The organism is Mesorhizobium sp. ISC11 (assembly GCF_037162595.1).
GTDB classification, from domain to species: Bacteria; Pseudomonadota; Alphaproteobacteria; order Rhizobiales; family Rhizobiaceae; genus Mesorhizobium; species Mesorhizobium ciceri.
On the sequence record NZ_JAVSPW010000001.1, the window covers coordinates 6,374,012 to 6,389,867 of the forward strand.

Annotated in this window: 15 protein-coding genes; 4 read left to right on the top strand and 11 right to left on the bottom strand. The window is 62.9% G+C overall.

What is annotated here, in order from left to right:
• Positions 1 to 80 precede the first annotated feature (80 nt).
• The 6 genes from RPF88_RS30710 to RPF88_RS30735 all read right to left on the bottom strand — a co-directional run bounded on the left by RPF88_RS30710 (position 81) and on the right by RPF88_RS30735 (position 4,910).
• Positions 81 to 896 carry a TrmH family RNA methyltransferase gene (locus RPF88_RS30710; RefSeq protein WP_337123814.1) on the bottom strand — a complete coding sequence of 272 codons (816 nt, stop codon included), beginning with the start codon at positions 894 to 896 and terminating at the stop codon, positions 81 to 83.
• 164 nt (positions 897 to 1,060) lie between these two features.
• A complete protein-coding gene (locus RPF88_RS30715; protein WP_013529913.1) occupies positions 1,061 to 1,405 on the bottom strand; it encodes an ArsR/SmtB family transcription factor in 345 nt (114 codons plus the stop codon).
• Positions 1,406 to 1,557: 152 nt separating this feature from the next.
• Positions 1,558 to 2,337, bottom strand: coding sequence for a HugZ family pyridoxamine 5'-phosphate oxidase (locus tag RPF88_RS30720; RefSeq protein WP_064994473.1), 780 nt, complete (start codon positions 2,335 to 2,337; stop codon positions 1,558 to 1,560).
• A gap of 31 nt (positions 2,338 to 2,368) precedes the next feature.
• The gene (locus RPF88_RS30725; protein WP_337123815.1) at positions 2,369 to 3,544 is read right to left on the bottom strand and encodes a CaiB/BaiF CoA transferase family protein; all 1,176 of its coding nucleotides are present in this window, start codon (positions 3,542 to 3,544) and stop codon (positions 2,369 to 2,371) included.
• 7 nt (positions 3,545 to 3,551) lie between these two features.
• A complete protein-coding gene (locus RPF88_RS30730) occupies positions 3,552 to 4,313 on the bottom strand; it encodes a 3-hydroxyacyl-CoA dehydrogenase (protein ID WP_013529916.1) in 762 nt (253 codons plus the stop codon).
• 60 nt (positions 4,314 to 4,373) lie between these two features.
• Positions 4,374 to 4,910, bottom strand: coding sequence for a GNAT family N-acetyltransferase (locus RPF88_RS30735; RefSeq protein ID WP_337123816.1), 537 nt, complete (start codon positions 4,908 to 4,910; stop codon positions 4,374 to 4,376).
• Positions 4,911 to 5,184: 274 nt separating this feature from the next.
• Here RPF88_RS30735 and RPF88_RS30740 point away from each other — a divergent pair, with 274 nt between their 5' ends.
• Complete coding sequence (locus tag RPF88_RS30740; protein ID WP_337123817.1) at positions 5,185 to 6,177, top strand: glutathione S-transferase family protein; 993 nt, start codon at positions 5,185 to 5,187, stop codon at positions 6,175 to 6,177.
• A gap of 1 nt (position 6,178) precedes the next feature.
• On the opposite strand, the gene RPF88_RS30745 is transcribed toward RPF88_RS30740, so the two are convergent.
• Positions 6,179 to 6,673, bottom strand: coding sequence for an NUDIX domain-containing protein (locus RPF88_RS30745; RefSeq protein ID WP_063168869.1), 495 nt, complete (start codon positions 6,671 to 6,673; stop codon positions 6,179 to 6,181).
• 53 nt (positions 6,674 to 6,726) lie between these two features.
• Between RPF88_RS30745 and RPF88_RS30750 the strand changes: the two genes are divergently transcribed.
• Entirely contained in the window at positions 6,727 to 7,650 is a 924-nt protein-coding gene (locus RPF88_RS30750; protein WP_337123818.1) for a metallophosphoesterase family protein, read from the top strand.
• Here RPF88_RS30750 and RPF88_RS30755 read toward each other — a convergent pair.
• From RPF88_RS30755 to leuA, 4 genes are all read right to left on the bottom strand, one after another.
• Positions 7,634 to 8,251 carry a hypothetical protein gene (locus tag RPF88_RS30755; protein WP_224675208.1) on the bottom strand — a complete coding sequence of 206 codons (618 nt, stop codon included), beginning with the start codon at positions 8,249 to 8,251 and terminating at the stop codon, positions 7,634 to 7,636. The genes RPF88_RS30750 and RPF88_RS30755 overlap by 17 nt on opposite strands.
• Before the next feature lie 113 nt (positions 8,252 to 8,364).
• A complete protein-coding gene (locus RPF88_RS30760; protein WP_027162195.1) occupies positions 8,365 to 9,168 on the bottom strand; it encodes an alpha/beta fold hydrolase in 804 nt (267 codons plus the stop codon).
• Positions 9,169 to 9,365: 197 nt separating this feature from the next.
• On the bottom strand, positions 9,366 to 11,141 hold the full coding sequence (locus tag RPF88_RS30765) for a tetratricopeptide repeat protein (RefSeq protein ID WP_013529923.1): 1,776 nt from the start codon (positions 11,139 to 11,141) through the stop codon (positions 9,366 to 9,368).
• Positions 11,142 to 11,325: 184 nt separating this feature from the next.
• The gene (gene leuA, locus RPF88_RS30770; protein WP_337123819.1) at positions 11,326 to 13,065 is read right to left on the bottom strand and encodes a 2-isopropylmalate synthase; all 1,740 of its coding nucleotides are present in this window, start codon (positions 13,063 to 13,065) and stop codon (positions 11,326 to 11,328) included.
• A gap of 821 nt (positions 13,066 to 13,886) precedes the next feature.
• Between leuA and RPF88_RS30775 the strand changes: the two genes are divergently transcribed.
• Both RPF88_RS30775 and RPF88_RS30780 read left to right on the top strand, forming a co-directional pair.
• Positions 13,887 to 15,053 carry an ATP-grasp domain-containing protein gene (locus tag RPF88_RS30775; protein ID WP_063168866.1) on the top strand — a complete coding sequence of 389 codons (1,167 nt, stop codon included), beginning with the start codon at positions 13,887 to 13,889 and terminating at the stop codon, positions 15,051 to 15,053.
• A gap of 4 nt (positions 15,054 to 15,057) precedes the next feature.
• Positions 15,058 to 15,834: an esterase family protein gene (locus RPF88_RS30780; RefSeq protein ID WP_024504515.1), complete on the top strand. Its 777-nt coding sequence runs from the start codon at positions 15,058 to 15,060 to the stop codon at positions 15,832 to 15,834.
• The last annotated feature ends 22 nt before the right edge of the window (positions 15,835 to 15,856 follow it).

Sequence of the window (15,856 nt, forward strand, 5' to 3'; positions counted from 1 at the left end):
TTAGAGCATTTCACCGTTTCACGGAAACGGCGAAATGCCCTAACTCTTTGCTTTGACGCAATTCTGGACGGAAAACCGCTTCACACTTTTCCTAGAATTGCTCTAGCCGAAAAATGATGCAGCGCGATGGCTGAAGCCGCGGCGACATTCAGGCTGTCGAAGCCTTCCGCCATGGTGATCCGCACGTCGTGCAGGCTTGCGAGCAGCTCGTCCGGCAAGCCTTCGCCCTCGGTGCCGAGATAGAGCGCCAGGCGCTCGCTGCGCTGCGCATCGCGGATGTCGGTCTCCCCGCGGGGCGAGAGCGCGAATTGTTCGAAGCCACGTCGGGCGAGCATCGTTGTGAAGCCGGCGGTGTCGGTGAACGATGCGAACGGGATCTTGAGCGCGGCGCCGACCGAAACGCGGATCGCCTTGCGATAGAGCGGGTCGCAGCACGTCGCATCCAGCAAAACCGCGTCAGCGCCAAAGGCGGCGGCGTTGCGGAAGATCGAGCCCACATTGTCATGATTGGCGATGCCGACGAGCACCACGACCAGCGCACGAGGCGGCAAGCCATCGAGCAGGGCTTCGGCCGGCTGCGGCGCTCCCTTGCGGCCCATGGCCAGGATGCCGCGATGCATGTGAAATCCGGCGATTGCGTCCATCACCGCGCTGGTTGCCACATAGACCGGGAGATCGGCGGGCGCCTTGCTCAGGATCTTGTCGAGACCCGCCAGCCGGTTTTCCAGGACGAGGACCGATTCGGCGGCAAAGCGTCCAGTTGTGAGCAGCAGGTCGAGCACCACCTTGCCTTCGGCGACGAAGCGGCCTTGCCGGCCGGCGAGGTCACGCTCGCGAATGTCGAGATAGGCAGCGACGCGCGGATCTTGCGGGTCGTCGATGCGAATGGGATCCATGCATTCCTCGCGACCGTCGCATCGGCCCGAAAATCCGGACCGCTTCCCGGCGCTCACCTTGTTTGGAAAGCACGATGCGACAATTCGGGACAATCAGCCAGCTTTGTGCGCCCCAAATCGGCGCATGCCGCTCTGAATCACCGGCGAGATCGGCGGCTGTGTGGTCAGGTTCCAGCACGGCGCAAGCGGTGCGCCATCTGGGACAGGTCATCCTTGCCGCTGCCGAAAATGCCGTCCAACATGACAAGCAGTTCTCGCACGGCGTCGGATTTGCAGGAGTAGTAAATCATCTGCCGGTCGCGGCGGGTGTCGACAAGGTCGAGCGCCCGCAACTTGGCGAGATGCTGGGACAGGGCGGATTGGCTGAGCATCACCTTCTCGGCTATGGCTCCCACCGACATTTCACCTTCGGCGAGGTAGCTCATGATCAACAGTCGCTTCTCATTGCCCATCAGCATGAGAAACTCTGCCGCCGATTCGGCGTTCACGATTAGCTTTGTCGAGACCATCGATCCCCCATGCTTCCTGTTCATCCCGACGCCATGGGGGCAATGGCGTCTGATTCCATAAATTCACTTATCGATCGGCGCTGGCGATTCAGCGTCACTAAAAGGTAGAGCATTTCACCTAAATCTCAAGCTTTGCTTTTGATCCAGCATAATTAAGTCTCAGTCCCGGCGTCGACAATGGCTCGGCCCGCCCTCGCCATATCGACCAGAACGTGCCGCAATTCACCTGCTGCGCCCAGAGGTTGCGGGTAAAAGACCCGGCAAGCATCGTCGCCCGACACCAGATCCATGCCATCGGCATCGAATCCGGCAATACGCCAGCCGTTGCCGGATACTTTGGCGAAATGCTGTGCGTAAACGGCGATCGCGTCGAGATGGTCGGCGTTCATGTGGTCGATGGCCGATTGTTCGCGCGCCGCGAGTTCCTCGACGACCGGTCCGCTGGCGAGCAGATCCGATCGGTCGAGCTGATAGGCCTTGCCGAAGCCGCCGTTGAGGCTGGCGCGTTGCGGATCGAGGCGAAAGATCGAAAAGTCACCGAGACCGGCGTAAAGTTTCGCCCTGGCATTGTGATTGAGGTAACGGCGCTCGGTGCGGGCGTGTTCGGCCGATCCGCGCTCGATCCTTACCGCCTGGCAGACCAGTGTCAGGCGCGGGTGCGCCAGCGGGTCGCCCTTGCCTGGTTCGCCGAGCAACAGGGAACAGCGCGGGTCGGCAAGCAGCGCGCCGGTGTGCGCCGAAAGCATCGACACCAGGATCAGCGGTGCGCCGTCGATGTCGGTGGCCACGCCAACCCTGCTGGCCAGCGGCGAGCCGGTTTGCGGTTCGATCACCGCCAGGGCGCCAAAGCGGGCGCTGCGCAGAAGCGTCTTCGCCAGCCGGATCGCTTCGGCGTCCGTCTCACGGATCACGTCCTTCTTCGGCTCGTCCAAGGCAGCACCGCAGTAAGTTGATCTTTGTTCTCTAGTTATCGGTCAGCAAGCCGGATTTGACAAGGTCGTCGATCTCGGCTTTCGCAAAGCCGAAACGTGCCAGCATTGTCGACGGCAACAGATCCTCATCGCCGGGCATAGTGGCCAATGTCGGTTGCGAACTCGAGAAACGCGGGGCCGGGGCCGGGCGCTCAAATGCACCTGCCGTCACAGAGGCATTGCGTGCCCGATTGTGCGGGTGGTGCTTTGCCTCTTGCAGCGACAGAACGGGTGCAACGCAGGCATCGGTTTGCGCGAACAACCGGTCCCAGTCGTCGCGTGGTTTCTGCCGGATCCGATCGGCAATGGCGGCGCGCATCGGCGGCCACAGGGCCTTGTCGTACTGGCCGGATGCAAAGCGCTCGTCGAGCGGCAGCAGCCTGGCGAATTCGGCGAAGAATTGCGGCTCGAGACAGCCGATGGCGATATGGCGTCCGTCCGACGTCTCATAGGTGTCGTAGAACGGGGCGCCGGAATCGAGCAGGTTCGCGCCACGCTTATCGCTCCACAAGCCGGCCGCCATCAAGGCGTGCAGGGGCACCGCCAGCATCGAGGCGCCATCGACCATCGCGGCGTCGATGACTTCACCCTTGCCTGTGCGCGAACGTTGGAAAAGGGCGGCCAGCACGCCGGCAACCAGCATCATGGCGCCACCGCCATAGTCTGCAACGAGGTTGAGCGGCGGGACGGGACGGCCGCCGGCATGGCCGATGGCGTGCAGCACGCCGCTATAGGCGAGGTAGGTTATGTCATGGCCGGCGCGGCCGGCGAGCGGACCGTCCTGGCCGAAGCCGGTCATACGGCCGTAAATCAGCGCCGGGTTACGCGCCAGCACCGTTTCCGGGCCGAGGCCGAGCCGCTCCATGACGCCCGGACGAAAGCCTTCGAGCAACATGTCCGCCTTTTCGGCAAGGCGCAGCAACAGATCGGTGCCTTCACGGCGCTTCAGGTCGAGGCGCAGCACGGCGCGGCCATGGCGGTCGATGTTATACTCATCCGGCAGCGGCAGGAGCTGGCTCGTCCCCGCCCGTTCGATGCGCAACACTTGCGCGCCCATCTCCGACAGCATCAGGCCGGCCAGCGGCACGGCGCCGAGCCCGGCCATCTCGATCACCTTCAGCCCGGTCAGCGGACCGGTTTTAGCGGCAGCGGACAGGCCGGCGCTCATGACCGGTTTATTTCGGCGCCATGCGAATGGCGCCGTCGAGGCGAATGGTCTCGCCGTTCAGCATCTGGTTCTCGATGATGTGCAGGGCGAGAGCGGCATATTCGGACGGTTCGCCCAGGCGCGACGGGAACGGCACGGCGGCGCCCAGTGAATCCTGCACCTCTTGCGGCATGCCGGCCATCATCGGCGTCTTGAAGATGCCGGGAGCGATGGTGCAGACGCGGATGCCGGAACGGGCAAGGTCGCGCGCCACCGGCAGCGTCATGCCGACGACGCCGCCCTTGGACGCCGCATAGGCGGCCTGGCCGATCTGGCCATCATAGGCGGCAACCGAAGCGGTGTTGACAATGACGCCGCGCTCGCCGCCCGGCAGCGGCTCGAGCTTCGACGCGCGTTCGGCGACGAGGCGGATCATGTTGAACGTGCCGATCAGATTGACCTCGATCACCTTGCGGTACTGATCAAGCGGATGGGGACCATCCTTGCCGATCGTCTTCACGCCGATGGCGATGCCGGCGCAATTGATCAGGATACGCGGCTCGCCAAGCTTGGCGGCGACGTCGGCGAGGGCAGCAGTCCCACTGTCGGCGCTGCTGACGTCGCATTGGACGGCAATACCGCCGATCTCGGCCGCGACCTTGGCCGCGCGGTCAATACCGACATCGAAGATGGCGACGCGGGCTCCCTTGGTGGCCAGCGCGCGCGCCGTTGCCTCGCCAAGGCCGGAGCCGCCGCCGGTGACGATCGCGATCTGGCCGTTCGGGTTCATGACGTCATCCTTTGATCTCAGGAACAGTGGACGGATCAGGCGCCAGATCGATGGGAAAGGTCAAGCCATCGCCGCGGTAGGATCGGTCACCCTGGCCTGATCGGCGTGGCAGACCTCGCCCAAGAGCCTGGCGACCGCGCCCGGCGCGATCTCGTGCGACAGCAGCCGGTCGAGGTCGACGGGGCGCGGCATCGAAATCTGGCCGCGCGGAATCCGCTTGAAACCGAGCGGCCCGTAATAGGGCTCGTCACCGACCAGCATGACGGCAGGTGCGCCGGCCCGGGCAGCGGCCTCCAGCGCGATCGCCACCAGCCGGCGGCCGATGCCGAGATTCTTGAAGGCCGGCCGCACGGCGAGCGGCCCGAGCATCAATGCGCGGCCGGCACCGGCGGCGATGCGGGTCATGCGCACCGAGGCGACGACGATGTCGCCATTGACGGCGACAAAGGACAGCGAGCGCTCGTGCCCTCCGGCCTCACGAATCTTGTAGGCGGCCAGCACAAAGCGGCCGGGCCCGAAGGCTTCGTCGTTGATGGCTTCGATCTCGGGTTCGTGCGCCGGGGTTTCCGGCAGGTATTTCACGTCGGCAAGGCTCATGGTCTTTGCGGTCCGGTACAAGGAGGAAAGGTTGCTGCAAACGGCAGCATTCGCCAGTCAGCGCTTCATCAAGCGCGGGCGCCCTTTCGTCGTCGGTCAAACCGGATCAAAGCAAAGTCGAACATGCGGATTGTCCGCTAGCATCAATTTCCCGCCGCTGCAATCGGCCGTTTCTGTCCGTCATTTCGGCCAAGTGACGGTCTGTTCAGCACCTGACGTCTTCGACAGGGCAGCCTTGCGCCTACATCAACCAGCAGGACGCAAGGAGATTCGCATGGGATTGCTGGTCGAAGGAAGATGGCAGGACCGCTGGTACGATACGGCGGACAATGGTGGCAGGTTCGTGCGGGCGCAGTCGCAATGGCGCGACTGGATCACCGTTGACGGGGCGCCTGCCGAAGGCCGGACGCGCGGTTTCAAGGCCGAGCCCGGCCGCTATCACCTCTATGTCTCGCTTGCCTGTCCGTGGGCCCACCGGACGTTGATCTTTCGCGCGCTGAAGAAGCTGGAGGGCATCATATCGGTGTCCGTGGTGCATCATTTCATGGGCGCCAACGGCTGGACGTTCGTAGCTGAGGACGGCGCCACGGGCGACACGCTCTACGGCCTCGACTTCCTGCACCAGATCTATGCCAAGGCCGATCCCGCCTATTCGGGCAGGGTGACTGTGCCGGTGCTGTGGGACAAAAAGGAGCAGACCATCGTCTCCAACGAGTCTTCCGAAATCATCCGCATGCTGAATTCAGCCTTCGATGAATGGGGCGACGCCAGCTTGGATTTCTATCCGAAGGCGTTGCGCGGCGAGATCGACCGCATCAATGCGCTGGTCTATCCCGCCATCAATAACGGCGTCTATCGCGCCGGCTTCGCCACCACGCAACGCGCCTATGAAGAGGCTTTCGGCGAGCTGTTCTCGGCGCTGGATACGTTGGAGGAGCGGCTGGCAAAACAGCGCTATCTCGTCGGTGGTCGTATCACCGAGGCCGACTGGCGGCTGTTCACCACGCTGGTGCGCTTCGATCCGGTTTATGTCGGCCATTTCAAATGCAATCTGCGCCGCATCGCCGACCACCCGAACCTGTCCAACTATCTGCGCGATCTCTATCAGGTGCCTGGCGTGGCCGGGACGGTGAACATGCATCACATCAAGGCGCATTATTACGGCAGCCACCAGACGATCAATCCGACGCGGATCGTGCCTGTCGGACCGGATCTCGATTATGGCGCACGGCATGACCGGGCGCGCTTCGAGAAAGCGGCGGCCTGATCTACCAGTAGGGCGAGGGCTGCTCGCCGTCAAAAACCTCGGCGATCCGGCGCAGCGTCGCCGGCGTCGTGCCCCGCGGCAAGCGGTCGAGCGGGAAGAAGCCGGCTTCGGCGATCTCGTGGTCCGGCAGCTTCGGCGCCGTCTGGCTGAAATGCTCGAGCAGATAAAGGCCGACATGATCGCGGCGGCTGGAGCGCCGGTTGAAATGCATCGATTTGAGCACCGGCGGGGCGGTCAGTGCGATGTTGCCTTCCTCGGCCAGTTCACGGGCCAGCGCCTCGTTCATCGTCTCGCCGACTTCGACGCCGCCGCCGGGAAGCTGCCAGCCCGGTACATAGGTATGGCGAATAAGGAAGACGGATCTGGACGCTGTGTCGTGGATCAGGCCGCGCACGCCAAGCGTCATCGGCCTCCGCAGCACGAAATAGAGATGGAACAGCCTGGCCCTCAACCCTGGCCAGCCGGTCTGGCGGAAGGCATCTTCAGGGCTCGTCATTGATAGCGAAACCGTGGGTGGAAAGCCGCGCGCGGGTCGCCTATGAAGGTTGTATGTTCAGGCTCGCGCATATTTCCGATGTCCATCTGGGGCCGCTCCCCGATGTATCCTATCGCGATCTCGCCTCCAAGCGCGTGCTCGGCTATGTCAACTGGCAGCGCAACCGCCGCCGCCATATGCATGATGCGGTCATTGACACGATCGTCGCCGACATCAAGGCGAACACGCCTGATCACCTCGCCGTCACCGGCGACCTGGTCAATCTGGCGCTCGACGGCGAGATCGAGATGGCCAGGCACTGGCTGGAGACGCTGGGGCAGCCGCATGATGTTTCGGTCGTTCCGGGCAATCACGACGCCTATGTGCCGGGCGCCTTCGACAAGGTCTGCCGGTCCTGGGCGGCGTGGATGAGCGGCGACGGCGTCAACACGCCGGTCGACCGCAACGCCTTCCCCTATCTGCGTGTACGCGGCAATGTCGCGCTGATCGGCGTCTCGACGGCGCGCGCCACGGCACCCTTCATGGCCAATGGGTTTTTCATGGAAGGCCAGGGGGATAGGCTCGGCAAAATCCTCCAGGACACTGCCGGACAGGGGCTGTTCCGCGTCATCATGATCCATCATCCGCCGGTGCGCGGCGCGGTCCCGCAGCACAAGCGGCTGTTCGGCATCGCCCGCTTCAACAAGATCATTCGCCGCCATGGCGCCGACCTTGTGCTGCACGGCCATTCGCATCTGCCGTCGCTGTTCTTCATCGGCGGTCGAGGCGTCAGGATCCCGGCGGTCGGTGTCGCTGCCGCCGGCCAGGCGCCGGGTGGCAAGCACCCGGCGGCGCAGTATAATCTGTTCGACATTGACGGTGAAAAGGGAAACTGGCGGATCCGGCTGACACGGCGCGGCCTGACCGGGCCGTCCATACCGCCATCCGATCTGCAGACGGTGGAGCTTGGCGCCGAGGCCGCTATGGCCGCAAATTGATAACCATGGCCACGATGCGGTCCCAGAACAGGACGACCGACACCACAAGGCCGACCAGTGCGCCGGCAGCGACCAGGCCAAGCCCGGACAGAAGGGCCGACCAGCGTTTGCCGCGCTCCGTCGCGCGCAGCGGCGGTTCGGCTTCTGGCACATACGCACGTTTCAGGCCGGCGACGGCGGGTTCGACGCCGCCTTCCAGCATCCTCTGACGCTCGACGATGCGCTCGGCGACATAGCGCGTCACGGAATCGGCAACCGATTTCATCTCAGTGGATTCGGCAAGCACCACCCGGCCGATGCGGGTGTCCTTGAGGAAGCGATAGGTGCGGCGGTCGCGCCCCATGGCGACATGGCTGATGGCGTCGATCCACAGGCGCGGCTGCAAGCCCGACGAGACGACAAAGTCGAAATTGTCCATGTCGGCCGGAACATCGGCAAAAACCGGCGCCAGCTCGGCGGCAAGCAGATCGAGGCGCATGCGATGCGCCTCGCGCATGTCGACGACGACATCGTCGCGGTCGGCGAAGGCATTTTTGACATCACGGATGGCATCGGACAGTTTCTTCGACTGGTCGATGGTCTTCTCGCCTGCTTCCTTCATCGGCGTCTGCCTCGTGGGTTTGGTTAACACTGGGTTAACACAGCCGCCAGCAAAATGCACTGGCGAGATCGACGGCGTCGGGATGCTCAGGAGGGTCGTCGTGCGCGAAAAGGTCAGCTTGCTGCTGCGGCGAATTTCTGGCGGTGCGGCCTGGCGCGGCGGCTGGTGTTGCGGCGAATGATCTCGGCAACGAGGTCGGGTGCTTCCTCGGCCAGCATATGGCCCGCCTCCAGCACGTGGTGCACGTGAAAATGCGCCGGCAGGTCATCCGCCTGGGTAAAGGGCAGCACCGCATCGCTGGTTCCCCATGCCACCATTACCGGCATGTTCAGCCGATCGAGGCGATCGTGCGGGATGACGCCTTGCCGATCGTCCACGGTCATGGCGGCCGCGATCCCGACGAGCTTTTCGAGTTGGCCGGGTCGCCTGCGCATTTCCCAAAGGATGTCTACCGTATGTTCGAGCGGCAGGGCTGAAGGTCCCGACATCACGGAGAGGCAGGAGCGGATCTCGGACCGATCCGCGGCTTCGGCATAGCGGCGCAACAGCGGCCCGTTGATTTCGGGGCCAAGGCCGCCCGGCGCCAGAAGCGTCAGCGAGGCTATCTTTTCGGGCTCGGCCAGCGCCATCAGCGCCGCCACGGCACCACCCATCGAGTGGCCCACGAGATGAACGCGCTTCAGCCGACGCTCCGAGAGGTCGGTCAGCACGGCCTTGGCCGCCACCCTGGCCGGACCGGCGGCGGGAAAGTCGAGCGACATCCCATGCCCAGGCAGATCATAGGCCAGCGTATGCGTGGAAGGCGTCAGGGCGGAAATCACCTCGCGCCATACATCGTGGCAGCCGCCGAAACCGTGCAGCAGGACGATGGCCTTCGAGCCAACACCCTCTTCGGCGGCAAAAAGTGATGCGGTCATGAAAGCTGATTTTTTGTTATTGCAGAATGCGCGACACCAATCGTGGCTGAATTGCTCCTAGTCCGACATGATGACCAGTAAAATTTTCGCGATTTGTACGGTTGTGTACAGAACTTGGGGATCAATCGACTTTCGGCGATCGGAGCGCAGTAAATCCATCGGGACACGGCGCAGCCAGTCCGCGGACGTCGATGGTGTCAGCTCGGGCTGCCGAGCCCGGCAGCGCGCAGTGCCTGAACCAGCCGGTCGGTCAGGTCGGCCGGATATTTCCGCTCGACGAAAGTCGCCCGCGGATCGGCGGCAAATTTGGGGAACTCGGTGGTCAACTGTTTCAGCAGCGTGCTCACCAAATGATCCTGTCCGGCAGCCTTGGCGCCGATCAGCCGTGCCGCCAGATAGTGTGATTTCGTTGCCGTCGTTCTCAGTGCCATGCTGGCCGCGACTGCCTTGTTCGTGTCGCCGAGCATGAGCTCACCGACGAACAGCCCATAGTCCCACCATGTCGGGTGTCCGCTGAAGGTCTCCGCCGCATGATCGAGGATCGGCGTTCCCTCGGCGTAGCGTCCGGCGAAGATCAGCCCGTAGCCGTAAGCGGCGGCCATGCCGAGATCGTAGGGGTTGAGTTCATAGGCCTTGCGCATCCAGCGGATTGATTCGTCCGTATTGCCGAGGCGCGAACTGACATAGCCGTAGGCGCGATGCGCATAAGGGCTGGTCGGACCCATCTGCACGCCGCGATGGGCAAACTCGACGGCTGTTTCAATCGTCGCGTTGGGAGGATAGGCGTAATGATCGGACACCGCCTCGAGATGCAGGGAAGCAAGTTCCGAATAGACGAGCGAGGACTTGGTTCCACCATTGGCCAGCTTCTCGAGGCAACGATAGGCCGCCTCATGGGTCCTGGCGTTCTGGTCGAGGTAATATTTGCCGTTGAGCAGCAGGCACTGCGTCAGACCGTTTGGCGTGCCGGTCTGCTCGATATAGTTGTAGATGGTGCCGGAGGCGGGGAGTGCCGAGCTCAGCATGTCGGCAATACGGTCTTCGACCGCCGCAGGTGCGCTGTCGGCAGGGGTGAGATTGCGCGATAGAAGCACCCGTCCGGACGCCATGCTTTGCAGTTCTATCGTGATATCGCCCGCGTCCGGTCCGGGCAGGATGTCGAATATGAAGCTCGCAGCGTCGTCGGCTGGATCGTTGACGGTGTCGCGGCCGATGAAGTCGATCGTATCGAAGCCACTCAGGCCGGCGCGCAGCGATGCGGCGACACGGCTGGCGTCGGAGCCGTCAGCCTTGAGTCCGATATAGACTTGCGGCAGGGCGTCAGCCCTTGCCGACGATGTGATGCTTGCGGTTGCGCCAGCGGTCTCCGGCGTTGCCGAGATGTCGCCGCCTGCCAGCAAGGCAGTGCTGCCCTGGCGAAGGATCAGTACGCCCAGCATGGCGATGACCAGGGCGATCGCCATCCAGAAAAAGCGGAGATGGCGCGCCACCGAGGGGGCAGGCGAAGTCGGTACGGAAGTCAGAGACATCGCCTCCGGCGTGCCCGTGCCGGCTTCGTTTGACCGACCGGCGGATGCGGCGCCGTCCAGCCTGAGTTCGGGAACAGCCTCGGCAATATCCGGCAGGCGGATCGCATTCGATTCATAGGCAGGAACATAGCCGCCGCGCGGAATGGCGATGCGGACCGGTTCGGCAATTCCCTCATTGGCGAAATAGTGCTGCAGAAGCTCGCGCAGCCTGCCTGCCTGCACCCGCACCACAGCATCGGTGGACGGGTCGAAATCGCCGTCCTTGCCGAAAACATCCATGGCAATGGAAAAGCCCTTGAGCCTGTCGGCTTCGCCGGCCTGTTCACGTTCGACAAGATAACGTAGCAGCTTGCGCGCGCGTTCGGATCGGCCGAACGTTTGGCTGGCAAGCAGTCGCTCCAGTGTCTCGCGCACTGCGGGGGCGGCAGGCGTGGCATGCTGCAAGTGTCGATCCTCTCGAAGTCGGCACAGGTTGAGGCGCGATCATATAGGTCCCGCACCACCACACAAGTATACACCCCATTATGCGATCACGTACCCACCGGATAATTCCGCGGTGGTTAACGGCCCGAAAGGTCGGAACCGATCACCAGATTGGGACGGTTCCGATCTTTGTTGCCGTCGGGCGTCAGCCGGCTTTTTTGCCGACGATACGGTTGGCGGCGGACATCACTGCTTCCAGCGAGGCAGCGACGATGTTGGTGTTGATTCCGGCGCCGAACAGCTTGCCGCCGGGATATTCCATCTCGACATAGGAAATGGCCGACGCGTTCGAGCCGCGCTGCATCGAGTGCTCGGAATAGTCGAGCACCGACATCTCGACACCGAGATGACGTGACAGCGCATCGACGAAGCCGTCGATCGGGCCGGTGCCTGTGCCCGATATCGTCAGTTCCTTGCCGTTGTCGAGGATGACCGCCTCGACGACGCGCCGGCCCTTGATCTCGGTGCTGGGATAGGTGTGGTGATCGAGGAATTTCAGCCGCGCGCCGGGCTGGTCGACATAGGTCTCGAGAAAGCGCTCGTAGATGCGCTTGGCCGGCACTTCCTTGCCCTCGGCATCGGTGATCGCCTGGATTTCCTGGCTGAACTCGATCTGCAGGTTGCGCGGCAAATTGAGGCCGTAATCGGCCTGCAGCACATAGGCGATGCCGCCCTTGCCGGACTGCGAATTGATGCGGATGATGGCTTCGTAGCTGCGTCCGACATCGGCCGGGTCGATCGGCAGATAGGGCACTTCCCACAGGCTCGTATTGGCCTTCTTCAGCGCCTTCATGCCCTTGTTGATGGCATCCTGGTGCGAACCGGAAAAGGCGGTGTAGACGAGTTCGCCGACATAGGGGTGGCGCTCGGGGATCTTCAACTGGTTCGAATATTCATAGACGTCCTTCATCCGGTTGATGTCGGAGCAGTCGATCAACGGATCGACACCTTGCGTGTACATGTTCAGCGCCAGCGTGACGATGTCGACATTGCCGGTGCGCTCGCCATTGCCGAACAGCGTGCCTTCGACGCGGTCGGCGCCGGCCATCAGGCCGAGCTCGGTGGTGGCGATGCCGGTGCCGCGGTCATTGTGCGGATGCAGCGAGACCAGCAGGTTCTCCCGGTTGTCGAGGTTGCGGCACATCCACTCGATGCGATCGGCATAGATGTTGGGTGTCGACATCTCGACCGTCGAGGGCAGGTTGATGATCAGCTTGTTGTCAGCGGTCGGCCTGACGATGTCGGTGACGGCGTTGCAGATCTCCAGCGCCACTTCCAGCTCGGTGCCGGTAAAGCTTTCCGGCGAATACTCGAAACGAAAGCCTCCGCCGGCCTTGGCCGCCATGTCGGTGATCATCTTGGCCGCGTCGGTGGCGATCCGCTTGATGCCGCCGACGTCCTTCTCGAAGACGACGCGACGCTGCAATTCGCTGGTCGAATTGTAGAAATGGACGATCGGGTTGGTGGCGCCCTTCAGCGCCTCGAAGGTGCGGGTGATCAGCTCCGGCCGGCACTGCACCAGCACCTGCAGCGAGACATCGGCGGGTACGTTGCCTTCCTCGATGCACCAGCGGGCAAAGTCGAAATCGGTCTGGGAGGCCGACGGGAAGCCGATCTCGATCTCCTTGAAGCCCATGTCGAGCAGCAGGCCGAACATGCGTGCCTTGCGCTCATGGCCCATAGGATCGATCAGCGCCTGGTTTCCGTCGCGCAGGTCGACCGAGCACCAGATCGGCGCCTTGTCGATAACCTTCGAGGGCCAGGTGCGATTGGTGAGACCGACGGTCGGATAGGGCTGATATTTGCGAGCCGCGTCGGGCATGCCTTTGGCCGAATCCGTGTCGGCTACCGCGGCATCGGAGCGGATCTCTTCTCGTGCGTTCATCGTCGTTTCTCCCGGCGGCTCATGGATCCACCTTCAGGTGGATTGATGGCGAGCGGCGCCTTTACCAGAATTTCGTTCGCTTGATGTGATTGCCAAGGAGCATGCGCTTGCGCGGCGGTTCGACCGCCGGGCGCTCCTTCAGCGAACCCGGCGATCGCCGATAAGGCCGAGAAGAAGCAGGGTCGAAGCCAGCGCGCGCACGGTCTCGCCGGAAAAACCGGTCGGACGGGAAGCGTTGCTGGCGCGCGTGTTCATGGCGGTTCTCTTACAGGAGCGGCTTGTGGGAGGCAAGTGGGCCGCGGGCCGTGTCGTAAGCACATGAGTTGTCCGGATTAGCACGTGAGTTGTCCGGTTTTATCGCCAGCGAATGGAGGCTGGGGATGAAGCGGGCCGCAGGCCGTGCAGGACAACGAATCCGGGTTAACGGGCTTCGGAGCCTTTGCCGGCGCGTTGGCCGACGAAGCGTCAAACGAAAAACCCGCCTGTGCGGCGGGTCACTGGCGCAAATCAGCACCATGGATGAAAATGTACCTTAGCTGAGGGCAGGGAGTCAAGAAAAAATTCCTATCATTAAAAAACTTTCGGCACAAAAGCTGCCAACACCGCCGAACTGACTGCCGCCGCCAGGCCTTTGTTCAGCTGAGTTCGGCAGGCCGTGTCGTAAGCAGTCGTCCGGATTAGGCAGCAGATGAGTTGTCCGATTTGTCTGTCGGCTGGTTGAGACGGGCGGCACCCCGACGCGCGTGCTCTTCCCCAGGCGCGGCAAATGCGCCAGACTTGGGCGACGGGTTGCGATGTCCAGTCGCCGGGAGGGGTCGTCCATGAATTTCGTGTTCTTCTCGCCGCATTTTCCCGCCAATGGCGCGGATTTCTGCGACCGTTTGAAGAAGGCCGGGGCCAGGCTGCTCGGTATCGGCGACGCGCCCTATGACGCGCTCGACGCCAAGCTGAAGGCGGCGCTCAGCGAGTACTACCGTGTCGCCGACATGGAGGACTACGATCCGGTGTTCCGGGCAATGGGGCATTTCATCCACAAGTGGGGCCGCATCGACCGCTTTGAATCGCTCAACGAACACTGGCTGGAGCTGGAAGCCAACATCCGCACCGATTTCAACATCTACGGCACCAAGCTCGATTTCGTGAAGAACCTGAAGCGCAAGAGCCGCATGCGTGCCTTCTTCCGCAAGAGCGGCGTCGACACCATCGCGCAGCGCAAATGTTCCGACCGCGCCGGGGCCATGACCTTCATCCGGCGCGTTGGCTATCCGGTGGTGGTCAAGCCCGACAGCGGTTCCGGCGCATCGAACACCTTCAAGATCTCCAACGCCAAGGAGCTCGACCAGTTCTTCCGGGACAAGCCCGAGGACGTGACCTTCGTCATGGAGCAGTTCATCGAGGGGCTGGTGGTGACCTATGACGGGCTGGTCAACCGCGACGGCGAGGTGGTGCTGGCGGCCAGCCACCGCTACGACCAGAGCGTCATGGAGGTGGTCAACAAGGACCGCCACATGAGCTATACCTGCTTTCCCAGGATCAACCCGGCGGTCGAGGAGGCCGGTCGAAAGATCCTGAAAGCATTCGACGTGCGTGAACGCTTCTTCCACATCGAGCTGTTCGAGACCAAGGACGACCGTGTCATCGCGCTGGAGGTCAACATGCGCCCGCCCGGCGCCTGGATGACCGATGCGATCAACTATACGTTCGACATCGATGTCTATGCGGCGTGGGCCGACATGGTGGTCAGGGATGCCGCCGGCGGCCCTTACGAGGGCAAATATTTCACCGCCTATGCCAGCCGCAAGCGACGCCTCCACTATTTGCACAGCCATGAGGACGTGCTAGCCGCGCACCGCGACAAGATCGTCCACCATCAGGCCATCGAAGAGGTTTTCAGCCGCGCCATGGGAAATTACGCCTACCAGATGCGCTCGAAAGACGAAGCAGCGCTGCGCGAAGCAGTCGCGTACATCCACGCGGAAAAGGCGTGAGGCGATGGACATTTCCTATCACAAGAATTTCTCGAGCCAGCTCGGCCGCGACATGGAATACAAGCGCTACGGCCATGCCGGCCGGCCGGTGGTGGTGTTTCCGACCTCGCAGGGCCGGTTCTACCAGTTCGAGGATTCCGGCGGGGTGGGCGCACTGGCCGAATTCATCGACACCGGCCGCATCCAGCTGTTCACGGTCGACGGCGTCGATTCGGAATCCTTCTTCGACAAGCATGCCGACGCGGCCCATCGCATTGCCCGCCACGAGGCCTATTTCCGCTATGTGCGCGAGGAAGCGCTGCCGGACTTCCTGACCACGGCCGAGCAGGCCAATGGCGGGCGCAAGCTGAAGCCGCTGTTCTCGGGCTGTTCGATGGGCGGCTATCACTCCTCGAACTTCGTCTTCCGCTTTCCCGAACTCGCCAGCGGCGTCATCGCGCTGTCGGGCGTCTATTCGGCGCGCGATTTTTTCGGCAGGGCGCTCGAGGGCGACATCTTCTACAACTCGCCACTCGACTATCTGCCCGGCATCGTCGATCCCAAACTGCTGGCCCGGCTGAAGACGCTCAGGCTGATCTTCTGCTGCGGGCAGGGCGCGTGGGAAGAGCGGATGCTGGTCGAGACGCGCAGGTTGGAACAGATCCTGCGCGACAAATCCATTCCCGCCTGGGTTGATTACTGGGGCGGCGATGTCAGCCACGACTGGCCGTGGTGGCACAAGCAACTGGTCTATTTCTTCGGCCGTTGGCTGGATGAGGACCTGATGCACAGGCTGGATTGATAGCGAGGCCCGTCCGCTGACG